At 43.5% G+C, this 12,903-nt stretch carries 6 protein-coding genes and 1 pseudogene; 4 read left to right on the top strand and 3 right to left on the bottom strand.

The genetic code is table 11. From position 1 onward, the window contains the following. Together BCU94_RS07480 and BCU94_RS07475 are read left to right on the top strand one after the other, a co-directional pair. Window positions 1–868 (top strand): efflux RND transporter periplasmic adaptor subunit (locus BCU94_RS07480; RefSeq protein WP_102476043.1); only part of this gene is annotated, 868 nt, incomplete at its 5' end. An 11-nt stretch (window positions 869–879) separates the two neighbouring features. Then, a complete protein-coding gene (locus tag BCU94_RS07475; RefSeq protein ID WP_102476042.1) occupies window positions 880–4,002 on the top strand; it encodes a CusA/CzcA family heavy metal efflux RND transporter in 3,123 nt (1,040 codons plus the stop codon). 182 nt (window positions 4,003–4,184) lie between these two features. Here the strand turns inward: BCU94_RS07475 and BCU94_RS07470 are convergent. Both BCU94_RS07470 and BCU94_RS07465 read right to left on the bottom strand, forming a co-directional pair. Continuing rightward, window positions 4,185–4,676 (bottom strand): annotated as a pseudogene (locus BCU94_RS07470) (hemerythrin domain-containing protein); the annotation flags it as partial. Between the two features lie 148 nt (window positions 4,677–4,824). Next, window positions 4,825–5,985 carry a kelch repeat-containing protein gene (locus BCU94_RS07465; protein ID WP_102476040.1) on the bottom strand — a complete coding sequence of 387 codons (1,161 nt, stop codon included), beginning with the start codon at window positions 5,983–5,985 and terminating at the stop codon, window positions 4,825–4,827. A 283-nt stretch (window positions 5,986–6,268) separates the two neighbouring features. Here BCU94_RS07465 and BCU94_RS07460 point away from each other — a divergent pair, with 283 nt between their 5' ends. After that, window positions 6,269–6,961 carry a peptidase gene (locus tag BCU94_RS07460; RefSeq protein WP_241904972.1) on the top strand — a complete coding sequence of 231 codons (693 nt, stop codon included), beginning with the start codon at window positions 6,269–6,271 and terminating at the stop codon, window positions 6,959–6,961. After that, the gene (locus BCU94_RS07455; protein WP_102440227.1) at window positions 6,958–7,755 is read left to right on the top strand and encodes a PepSY domain-containing protein; all 798 of its coding nucleotides are present in this window, start codon (window positions 6,958–6,960) and stop codon (window positions 7,753–7,755) included. The genes BCU94_RS07460 and BCU94_RS07455 overlap by 4 nt, the downstream gene beginning before the upstream one ends. A gap of 121 nt (window positions 7,756–7,876) precedes the next feature. On the opposite strand, the gene BCU94_RS19880 is transcribed toward BCU94_RS07455, so the two are convergent. Further along, a complete protein-coding gene (locus BCU94_RS19880; RefSeq protein WP_102476038.1) occupies window positions 7,877–12,853 on the bottom strand; it encodes a S8 family serine peptidase in 4,977 nt (1,658 codons plus the stop codon). Window positions 12,854–12,903: the final 50 nt, after the last annotated feature.

The raw sequence follows: 12,903 nt of genomic DNA, 5'->3' as shown, positions 1-12,903 counted from the left end.
TGGTAATGAAGATGAACATGAACATGGACACGAAGACGAGCATGGTCATGATGAACACGAAGAAGGGCAAGTGCATATCAGTGCAGAGCAAATGGCTATTTCTGGCATTGTTGCTCATTCAGCTCAAGCAGGTGAAATCAAAAAGGTATTAACCTTATATGGCCGCACTATTGTCCCTGAGCGCAATAGCAGTCATGTGAAGGCGCGATTCGCGGGTTTGATTACCCAATTAAATGTGGGAGTGGGTGATAAAGTCAAAGCTGGGCAAGTGATTGCTGAGGTTGAATCTAATGGAAGCCTCAAACGTTACTCGATTAAAGCGCCAATTAGCGGCGTAGTGGTGAGTCGTAATGCAAACGTTGGCGAACTGGCTACTGATAATGTGTTACTGAGCATTGTCGATAACAGTCAACTTTGGGCTGAATATCAAGTATTTCCTAGTCAGAAAAGCCGTGTTTCTATCGGCCAAAAGCTCAGTGTTGAATCTGAACAATTAAGCGTGACATCTGCTATTGAATACTTACTGAACCCAATGAATAACGAAGCGTACCTGCGTGCTAGAGCGCCAATTGATAATAGCGATGGGTCATGGACAGTAGGCGCTTTTTTATCAGGTGAAGTGACCCTAAGTAAGCACAGTGTCGACTTAGCCATTGATAATCGCGCCCTACAGGTGATGGAAAATCAGCAAGTCATTTTTGTTAAAAATGATGAAGGTTTTGAAAAGCGCGTGGTCACACTCGGTAAAAAAGACCGTCAGATGAGCGAGCTTTTATCGGGTTTAGCAGTGGGTGAAGAGTACGCGGTCGACAATAGCTTTTTATTGAAAGCTGATCTTGAAAAATCTAGTGCAGCGCACGTTCACTAAAGGAGACGCACATGATTGAATCAGTTTTGCGTCTTGCCATTACTCGACGCTGGATGATGATGTTCTTGACGCTACTGCTGGTTGCAGTAGGGCTGTGGAGTTATCAAAAATTACCTATTGATGCGGTACCGGATATTACCAATGTGCAGGTGCAAATTAGCACCCGAGCAGAGGGGTATTCGCCGCAAGAAACCGAGCAAAGAATCACATATCCTATTGAAAATGCATTAATGGGTATACCGAGCTTGTCTTATACTCGCTCACTTTCACGATATGGGTTATCGCAAGTCACCGTGGTATTTGATGAAGGTACAGATCTGTATTTTGCTCGTAATCTCATTAATGAACGATTAAATGCCATAAAAGGAAAACTACCTAGCGACATCGAGCCAGAAATGGGACCTATTTCAACCGGCCTTGGCGAAATTTTTATGTACACCATTGAGGCGCTGCCTGATGCTAAGCAAGCTAATGGTAGCGAATTTGATGCCACCGCATTGCGGGAAATTCAAGACTGGATTATTAAACCACAATTAGCGCAAGTGCATGGCGTTACCGAGATAAATACCATAGGTGGCTTTGATAAGGAGTACCACATTACGCCGTTACCCATGAAGATGTTGGCCTATGGCATCTCATTTGGTGATATCAAGTCAGCCCTTGAAAACAACAACAGTAACCGTGGTGCAGGTTTTATTGAGCGAGAAGGCCAGCAACTTACTGTTCGTTCAGCTGCGCAGTTAACTTCAATTAATGATATTGAGCATGTTGTCGTTAAGCGTGTAGATAATGCGCCTGTGTTTATTACTGATATTGCCGAAGTAGCCATTGGCAAAGCACTGCGTACTGGTGCAGCTACCCGCGACGGTAAAGAAACAGTACTAGGTAGCGCAATGATGCTGGTGGGCGAAAATTCTCGTCAGGTATCATTGGCTGTAGCGAGTAAGCTTGAAGATATTAAAGCGTCTTTGCCAGCAGGTATTAAGGTTGAAGCGGTTTATGATCGCACCACACTGGTTGATAAAGCAGTGTATACGGTGCAAAAGAACCTAGTAGAAGGCGCTTTGCTGGTCATTGTCGTGCTATTTATTTTACTGGGTAATGCAAGAGCTGCATTGATTACAGCGGCTGTTATTCCGATTGCTATGCTAGCAACAATGACGGGTATGTTACAGGCCGGCGTGTCGGCAAACTTAATGAGCTTAGGCGCGCTGGATTTCGGCCTTATAGTCGATGGCGCAGTGATTATTGTCGAAAATGCCATTCGCCGATTAGGCCAAGCTCAGGCGCAAAATGGTGGACAGATTTTACCGCGCAAGCAAAGGTTACAGCTGGTGTTTGAGGCGACCAACGAAGTCATTCGTCCGAGCTTATTTGGTGTGCTAATTATAACCGTTGTTTATATTCCATTGTTTAGTTTAACTGGCGTAGAAGGGAAAATGTTCCACCCTATGGCTGCAACCGTTGTAATGGCATTACTGGCAGCATTAGTCCTATCTTTAACCCTTGTTCCAGCTGCTGTTGCACTGTTTATGACGGGTAAGATTAGCGACAAAGAAAGCCGCGTTATTACCTTAAGTAAGTCGCTTTATAAGCCGCTACTGATCCTTGCAATGAAGTTACGTTGGTTAGTATTAAGTGTCGCGGTTGCGCTGGTGGCTTTTTCTATTTGGCTTGCGACCACATTAGGTTCAGAGTTTATTCCGCAACTGAATGAAGAAGACATTTTACTGCAAGCAATTCGTATTCCTGGCACAGGGTTAGAGCAATCTGTTGAGATGCAATTACTCTTGGAAGACCGTATTAAACACTTTCCTGAAGTGTTAAATGTGTTCTCTAAGATTGGTACCCCTGAAGTGGCCAATGATCCTATGCCGCCGAACATTGCCGATACCTTCATTATGCTTAAGCCGCGCAATGAATGGCCAGAACCGACAATGAGTTATGACAAGTTAGCTGCTGATATTGTCGCGGCAGTATCAGGCCAGCCAGGTAATAACTTCGAGCTAACACAGCCAATTGAGATGCGCTTTAACGAGCTTATATCAGGTGTTCGTGCTGATTTAGGCATTAAAGTTGTAGGGGATGATTTACAACAACTATTGACCTCAGCAAATGAGATCCACGAGGTGCTGGAACAAATTGATGGTGTAACGGATTTACAAGTTGAGCAAGTTACTGGCTTGCCTATGTTGTCTATTCAGCCGGATCGGATGGCTTTGGCGAATTATGGTCTGTCAGTACGGGAGTTACAGGACTTTGTTGCAACGGCTATCGGCGGGGATGAAGCGGGATTGATTTTTGAGGGCGATCGCCGTTTTAAAATGGTTATTAGACTGCCTGAAAATATCCGCCAGGATGTAGAGCATTTACAAGATCTACCCATTGTTATGCCATCTGGTGAGTATGTGCCGTTATCTGAAGTCGCCAGCTTAGACATTGCGCCATCTCCCAATCAAATTAGCCGTGAAAATGGTAAACGTCGGATTGTCGTGACGGCCAATGTTCGTGGGCGAGATTTGGGCTCGTTTGTGACGGAAGCTAAGCAACAAATTACCGAGCAAGTGGATATCCCAGCGGGTTACTGGCTCGAATACGGCGGTACATTTGAGCAACTTGAGTCTGCAAGTCAACGATTATCGATAGTGGTGCCACTGACCTTAGCCATCATTTTAGGCTTACTGGTCATGGCTTTTAGCTCAGTTAAAGATGCGCTGATTATTTTCACTGGGATACCGCTTGCTCTGACCGGAGGGGTGATTTCATTGTGGATTAGGGATATGCCATTATCGATTTCTGCAGGAGTTGGCTTTATTGCATTATCGGGGGTAGCAGTACTTAATGGTTTGGTATTACTGAGTTTTATTCGGCAGTTATATCAAGAAAAAGGCGAACTACTTAATGCCATAATTGATGGTGCTTTGATCAGACTGAGACCGGTATTAATGACCGCACTAGTGGCCGGTTTAGGGTTTGTGCCCATGGCGCTTAATATTGGTACTGGCGCAGAAGTGCAACGTCCCATTGCTACCGTGGTGATTGGCGGGATTATCTCATCGACTTTATTAACCTTGTTTGTGCTGCCTATTTTATATCGGATGGCACATCAACGCAGCGAGAGAAAAGCAGTATAAAATTATTGTGATGAATAAATGCCTCGGTTAATGCGAGGCATTTTTTTTGAACTATTTTATGACGAGACATTTAAAGCAAAAAAAAATGGTTCTGCTGGGGGAGCAAGAACCATTAAACATGATGAATGTTAAATTGGAGCGAAAACAATGATGAAACTGGGATAAAACAAATCTGGCTCTATTTACAGTGCTAATGCCGCTGGAAATAATAGGTTATTTTCAATATTAATATGGGTCTGTAAGTCTGCATCAAACTCAGCAAGTGTCTTGTAACACTTCTGCCAAGTACTACAAGCGCCTTCAGGAGCTTGATAGTTTTTGGTTAATTCTCGTAATTGTTGCAAGATGGTGCCAGCATGGTCATGCTCATGTTCCATGGCATTTATCGGGTTACCAATATGGCCAAAACAACCATTTACTTCCAAGCCATCACCTAAGCGTCTCATGGCAGGAAACAAAATTTGTTCTTCTTTCATAAGATGTGGCATTAAGTCTGAAACCAAGGCTTGCACAAGGTTAGCTAAAGGCTGGATTTCTGCATGATCGCTAGCATGTGCTTGCACCATTCTTTGGGTGTATTCCACCAGTAAAGGCGCCGTTTCACGTACATATTGATGATGAGTCACTTCAATATAATCAATGAGTGATGCGAGGGGCAGTGCCTGTAATTGCTCAAAGCTTGAAGCTGTGGTCATGAATATTCCAAAGATGCATTTAATTTACATGTATTTTATATGCATCTTTAAATTGCTCAATACAAGCACCATAAAAGTGTTATCTAGATCACGTTTTATGGCGCAATATGTCTCTTTATGAGTACTGCTATTGAGTGCAAGCTTGATTGGTTTTTAGCGGTGAGCTCAACACAAGATTACTGACTTTTTGCTCGCTCACCATGCCGCCAATTCTTAGCAGCTTATCTTGATGACAAATGAGGCCGCGATGATCCATTGAGGGTGTTGCAAGCCTTATTGGGGTAAGCCAGCTGTTGCTAGCAAAGTCGAAGCTATATTGATATTGCTGTGGGGTACTGGGAGCGCCGTTATAACCGATACCACTATAATTGTATGGGTTGTCACTGCCACCAATAAAGATGGCGTAGCCTGCTTTGTTATTGTCTCTATCACTGTCTTTATTGCTATTTTTATTAGAGCCTACACCTGTTGCCGCCATTCTATAATGCGCAATAGCAGGCTTGTTCATGTCACTTTTTGCCGTCTTAGCAACAGAATAATGTGGCAGTAATTGCCAACTAATTCTTAAATGATTCTCTGGGTTCAGTTCACCATATAAACACACGGGTGATGATGCATAGCTGCGACGTTTACCTATATTAGCCTGAACTTTCACACCATCGCACAAGACAATTTTATTGTTAACCATGGCCACCGCTTGACCAAACACCGCCGGGGCAGGTATCGGACTTGCCTGAGACCAAGTATCGGTTTGAGTGTCATACACTTGCACTAAATTAACATTGCCGTCGTTGTGCCAACCACCAAATAAATATACATAGCGTTGTTGGTAAACACTGGCAGCCGTGTCATCAACAGCGACGGGCATGTCGGCAATACGTTGGTACTCATTAGCGCTGATGTCGAAACGGTAATTATCGACAGTGCTAATTTCTTCATGATTTTTAGCCACAGTGTAGCCACCAAAAACATAAGCTTGATCATCAACACCCACAGCTATAGAAGCTAATCTTCCAGCCAAAGGCGCGACAAAAGGAACATCTTTAATGGGCTGCCATTGGTTATTGGGACTCGATAAATCAAGCGCCCACGCTTTATTATGCACCGCGAGATAATCTTTTGCTTCAGCAAGCCCGGTAAAACTCAGTAAATACTGGGCATTATCTGTAGTGACTTTGGCGATGGCATTATTTGAAACTGACTCAGGCAAGGGCGCATAGGTTGCAAAAGCAATCGGTGCAGAAATGATTAATAAGATAGCCGAGTTGAGTTTTAAAGGCAGTTTCATGTAAATCCTTTTGTGGGTTAGCACTGTATTTATTAGTGTAGCGAGCAGTGTAATTATTCGTATGGTAAGCAGTATTTTTTTCGGTATATGCAAGCATACTTTACACAAAATAAAGTATCGAGCGAAGCCTTGATAAGAAACTATCACAATTAAATTTCTATGAAAATTAAGGTGTTTCAGGTAATTTAGACGCTTATTATTTAGTGAAAATTAACTGTATTCGCACCATAAATTAAAATAATAACAAGGGTAACGACACATTTTGAACTCTAGAAAATCCTTGATGAAAATATTTTCTGCGCACTTTCTCCATCGATGGTTAATGCTGGTGCTGGCTATTCCCATCATCATATGGAGCGTGACCGGTAGCTACTTTGTGTTGATGGATATTGGCTTTATTCGCAGTGACCATATGGTTAGCGAAGTAGAAGTGATCGATCCTGATCAAGTGCAATATTCGGTAGGTAAGGTCTATCAAGATTACCCCCAAGCCCAGCAAATATCCCTTAAAAGCGTGCTTAGTAAAGCGGTTTATCAAGTCAATTTAGCAGATGATAAGCTACTCATCGATGCGCAAACGGGTCAGGTACTTGAGCCCTTTAGTGAGCAGCAAGCACGTCAAATCGCAGCTTTATATTTACCATCGGTTTCAGCTTCGCAATTAAGCTCAATTAGCCTTATCGAACACAATGCACCAGCTGAGTTATCTTCAAGGCATCTTCCTGTGTGGCGAGCTGAGTTTAACGATATTGGCATGACAACCCTCTATATATCCGCTAAAAGTGGCGATGTGGTCACCCGTCGACATGAATACTGGCGCTTGTTTGATTTGTTTTGGAAGTGGCACATCATGGATTATAACGACGGTGAAGCCATTGATAATCAGTTACTCTTTTATACTTCAATAAGCGCATTTATCGCTGTTTTTTCTGGCCTGGTGTTAGTGTGGCAACGCCGAAAGAGGTATGTGAAATGAGTGCTAAATCGAGCGTGAGAACAAGTAAAATACCAGGCAAGAAAGCCAAGCGGTTACAGCATTTGATCCGAGTCTGGCATTACTGGGTAGGCGCGTTAGTTAGCCTACAATTTTTGATTTGGCTAGGGACTGGTATTTACTTTAATATCACCCCACACGAGGCGCTAAAAGGCATGGCATATAGTCATCATGCTGCCCATGAAGACTATAATTTCAATGCTGCAGAACTAATAACGGCAAAGCAAGTACTGACAAACCATCCGAATCAACAGCAATTAGCACTCATATCATTGGACAGCAATCCCGTGTATTTACTGACTGAAACCGCAATGCGTTATAAACATGAGTGTCAGCAGCAAACCTTAGTGAATGCCTATAGCGGTGAAGTGATTCATATTGACCTATCGTTAGCAACCACGCTGGCCATCGACAGTTATAGGGGGCCTGGCAGCGTTATCAGTGCTAATAAACTTAAGCCGCCGATTAGCGAGTGGCCTAAAGAATGCAATCCCTTATGGCAAATCAACATGGATGATGATCTTGAGACACGAATATACATCAATGCCATTAATGGCCAGTTAATTGGCCACAAAAATAGCGACACTGAACTGGCAGATTTGATGTTCAAATTACATTTTATGGATTACTTACATCAAGGCAGTTTCAATAATCCTTTCAGTTGGTTTTTTGGCTTAATGGGCTTGTTTTTATCACTGTCAGGTTTGTATTGGGTGGGAGAGAACTTAGTGAATAAGCGTTATAAATTAACGCGGTTCTTAAAGGTTAAAAGCTGAGTTTAAGTGTAGTTATTTTCATGGTTTAATAAAATCAAACTAAAAAGAAGGCCCTCATCAGAGGGCCTTTCTCATAGGTATTGTTTGCTTAACATGCCTATATAATCGTGAAGCTTAATATTTAGTGAAGCTTACGGCGACGACCAGCGAATAAACCTAGTACACCTAATGCTAAGAAGCCTAAGCTACCACCGCTTGATTTTTTCTCTTCAACAACAGGAACTTCAGGTGCTGGCGCTACAGGCTCTACGCCATCAGAGTTAACCGTTAGCTTAAAGCTGGTGGTTGCTTGATCAGACGGGTAAGCCATATCATGCACAGTTACAGATACCATGGTTTCACCAAACCAGTCAGCATCAGGGGTAATCGTGATGCTATCACCTTCAACTTTAGCAGTGATGTTATCACCTGCCACCATAATGCCATTGACTGTGCCTTTAAGGTCAGCATAGACAACATTCATTGTAAGAGAGCTATTCTCTTCAATTACTTGGTCTGTAAAACCTGCAACTTGAATATTACTTGCTGATGAAACCGTATGGGATACCGTCACTAACTCTGAATCAGCGTATTGACTGCTAACCGTTACTGCATTATCCATTCCAACAGCTGCAGCTGATACACGGGCAGAGAAGCTAACCGTTAATGCTGAGCTTTCAGGGCCTTGATAATCAGCACAAACTAGCATGCCTTCAGCCACTTTTTCATCAACGTTATTGTAGGCAAAACCGTCATTGTACCAACCACCGACAGGCTGGTAGGTGCCACGCTCACCGTAATAACCATGTAGACCAATTGAACCAAAATGATCGTTAGCCGTTTGCAGCGCTTGATAACCAAACATGATTTCATGGGCACCAGGGGCAAAATCTAACTTAGTTGAGATAATGGTTTCAACATCAAAGTAAGCTGATGCATCTGGGTTACGGTTACCGGTAAAGCGGTTATTAATTTCTGCACCACCTTTCCACTGGAACACATAATAATCATCAACCACAGCACCATATACTAGGTTAGTGACTGCGCCGATATCTTCACGGAATGCCACTTCTGGCATCATCACATCACCACGCCACAATGGGGCAACCATAGTGTCAGGGAAGCTTTGGAACACATCATTAAACTCATAATGGTAATTATAGAAATCTGGCATTTCGTCAAATTTCACATAACCAAATGGTGAGATTTCAAGTAAGTCATGCAGCATGTCTTGCTCTGCACCGTATAAAGGTACGTGAGGTAAATCATTCGCTGACATTGGAATACTCAAATATTGGTTAGAGTAGCCAGTAATGCCTAAATCAGAGAAACCAAACTCACTTGGTACATCCACAAAGGTGTCACTCGCGCCCTGCATTTGCGCAGGAATACGACACGTCGCATCCTCTAGACTCGTGGTAAACACATAGTGACGTGGGGTATCTAATGACGAAGGTTGCACAGTATTAAAGGCAATGGTATTACCATCAATTGTCATGTCTTCAGTGTATTGTGGTAAGCCAGAAACCTGAACGCTGTCTTCAATTAACTGGAAGCCTGAAGCGAGTTCAGTACTTAAGGTTAACTGACGCTCACCACCTAACAAGTTAGGCGCTAGGCTGACTTCAAACTCAACAATATCACCGGCCTTGGCACTAGTATGGCTTGCTTCAATTTCGGTGTCGCTACCGTCATGAATAAGCTGTACTGGGATATAACCTAAGTTATCATCGTTATAGCTGTCGCTACCAATTCCCACATAACCATAATAAACATCGCCCTCTACAGCATCAGCTAAATCATAGTTTAACTGTACGCGGTAAGGGTCCATGCCATTTGATGAATCTGGGCCAACGGCAGTCAGATTAGCGTCATCTTGATCACCGATGATAGCTAAAGCGAAGGTCATATTATCAGCAAGGTTAGCTGCATCTTCATAATCATACTTATAGTTAGAGCCATAAGCCCAGTAAGTTCCTGGAGTTGGATTATTGATGGCGCAGTAATCGTTGTTATCAATACGAGAGTAACAAATGGCTTCTTCATTCCACTGGATCTCACCGTCGTTATTGACATCCATACCAATATCGATTGATGCATAAGCATTATAGTCAGCTTTAACCACTTCCCACACGATACGCTTAGTGCCTTCTGGTACGTCAAAGAAGTTAACCACTTGACCATCATCAATACGTGATTGCGCGGTATTGTCTAAGTCGCGCACATCACTGCGCTGCATTTGCACATCAAAAAGTTCCGCTTTTACTAAGCCATTAACGCGGCTATTAAAGGTTTGAATTTCTTCAGTGGTGATTTCAGGGGTTAAAATATGCCCTTGTTGGCGGTGGATATTACCGACCACATTTTCAGGCATACTGGTACCACTGTAGCGAATGCTAACCGGTAAATGTTGCATTGGCATATCCGTGCTTGCAGGGGTAATAGTCACATCACCTAGTAAGCGTAGAGATGATGAATCTGCACCCGGTGCTTGAACTTCTAACACTGTTGCTGTGAGCATGATGGCTTGAGTTTCGCCTTTGCTAAGGCTAAATGTCTTAGGCGACACTTCAAGCGACAGCATATCTGCGCCATCCATTGCCAGCGACTCAGCATCCACAGTCCAACTGCCATCAGCTGTCGCGGTAAATGTCCGCATCATGGTACAAGTGCCACTGCAGCTTTCATTGTAAAAATATGGCACGTTGAGGGTATTCACTGTACCGCCATTTTTAGGGTTCGCCGCGCGGTAATTATCACCGGTTTCATCCATGATTAAACCCGCTTTAAATGCGCGAGCAACGTTAATCACGCCACTACCTGCATCACTAAAGCCTGCTGGCTCTAAATCAACAAAGGGGTAAGTTTCAACCGTGCGAGTCACTTCAGCTAAATTCGCAGTCATCATTAATGCTGACTGAATTTGTGCTGGTGTCCAACTTGGTTGTGCTTGCTTTAATAATGCCATTGCACCTGCAACATGGGGCGCTGCCATTGAAGTACCACTAATGGTGTTGTAGTCACCAGGTACACCTACACCAGAAAACGGCATTTCATCAGCCCATGCCGCATAAATATCAACACCAGGAGCGGCAAGGTTTGGTGACATGACTTCAGGGTTATCAAAGTTATGTCCACGAGATGAGAAGTCAGCTAACGCATTAGGCACACGTTCAGTCGTCACCACATTTGAAGCCGTGATGGTTAACTGATGATCACTGCCTTTAGATAACCAGCTTGATAAACCAAACCAGTTAGTTGAAGCATCACCATAATAACCACTATAAGGCAAGTGAATACCGGGGATCACATAAGGGTCGTTATTAACCGACTCTGTAGAGCTGGCGTTACGTAAAATAAAACCACCTGCACCGCCTTCGGCTACGTTAATGGCTTTTTGTACACGAGCGATATCACCACGCTTACAAACTACAATTGGCGCAGTGTCATATGGAATGCCTTCAGGAGAGTTATCAAAAAAGCCTGCTGGGAAGGCTTCATTACATTTTTCATATTCCCAGCCGTAGGCTTTTGCTTCAACCACAGGGCCTGTATAACCTTCGGTAATCCCGCCGCCAACAAGTTCTGGTAGCTCTTGCTCGCCGCCAGTTGCGCCAGTAAGCATTTTACCTTCAACACTAAACTCACGTGTATGAGTGGTTGCTGCAACAGAGGTCACCCAAGGGGATAAGTGATCAATGGCCCCGCGGCGTACATTTGCTTCAGAAGGGTCAAAAGAGTTACCCGCTGAGGCTGATACCGAAATACCGGCTTCTCGTGCTGCTAAAAAGGCCATCTCCATTGGGTCTTCCCATGGGAATGCGCCATAAGCAGTACCAATTGAGTAGTTAATCACATCTACGCCATCGGCGACTGCATCTTCAATACCCGCAAGTAATGCAGAACCAGGGCAGCCGGTATAATTATTAAAGCTGCCGTCACCTGGGTGACACACTTGGTACATAATGACGTTAGCGTGCGGCGCGACACCTGAAATACGCGGTAACATTAAGTCAGTTGCTTTGCCGTCACTGGTTACGCCAACATCAGGCACCATATAGGTACTATCTAATATGACATTACCGGCAGCGGTAGAGGCGGTGTGTGAACCATGGCCGTTGTAATCTTCGCCATTTGCAGGTCTTAATGGACCTTCGATTTCCCACCAACCTTTATCAGGTTGAAAACTTTCATCGCTATAAGAGTCGGTAATCGCAGGGTAAGAGCGCACACCAATAAGCTTGTCATTACACATGCTGGCAAACTCTTCTAGCTCACAATCACCAATGTAACCATCATATCGTGCTGGTAATTGATGTACGTAGCCATCATCGCCTTGTGCTGCAAACGATTCATGGTCGGTGTTAATCCCGGTATCGAGCACGCCTACAACAATACCTTTACCGGTAAACGCTTCACCAGTAACTTCACCGGTCCAAAACTTGTCAGCGCCGATATGCTGTGGACCCACATCAGTTTGTAATTGGTAGATGATTTCACGGGTCACACTGACAACACCAGATAAGCCGGCAACGCTTGCTGCTTGATCTTGAGTCATACGCATCGACATACCGTTAAAGGCAAGCTGATAGTTAGCGATAGTTTTAGTGTTACCTACCAAGCTGGTAATTTGCGAGCTTACGCTAGCTTGTTTTTCACTAAGGTAACTACGATATGATTGTACATCGGTACTATTGATATCAACTTTATCATGCAGCTGTGGGCTTAATGCCGCCGGGATTTTACTGGCTCGAGGAGTCGTAGCATTTAATCCAGCAACACCGCCTTGATATAATGAAACTGGCTTGTCAGATAACTGAATAATATAAGTTTGCTCACCTTCAACATCATCTTCATAAACAAAGGGAACTTTTTGATCAACACTTGAAATAGCACGATGAACATTACGTCCATTACTATTTCGAGTTTGTGTCACTACCTCTCCAGATAAACGATCTTTATTTTTATTGTCGTTATATTGCTTAATTGCATCGGTAATAACTATAGGCTTAATATTGGCCGAGTATGCACCATCAGCATTGGCGCTATCAGCACTCGCTCCGGCAGCACCCGCATAAATGGCCGCTAGGGTCATTATATGAACTTTGTTCAGTTTCATTGTCGTTTCTTCCGTTATTATTTGTGAATGCAAATTTTTTAACAAATTTG

The sequence above is a fragment of the Shewanella sp. 10N.286.52.C2 genome (genome assembly GCF_002874545.1).
Taxonomy (GTDB): Bacteria; Pseudomonadota; Gammaproteobacteria; order Enterobacterales; family Shewanellaceae; genus Shewanella.
The sequence above is the reverse complement of the archived record's forward strand: the minus strand, read 5'-3'. Positions and strand labels throughout refer to the sequence as shown.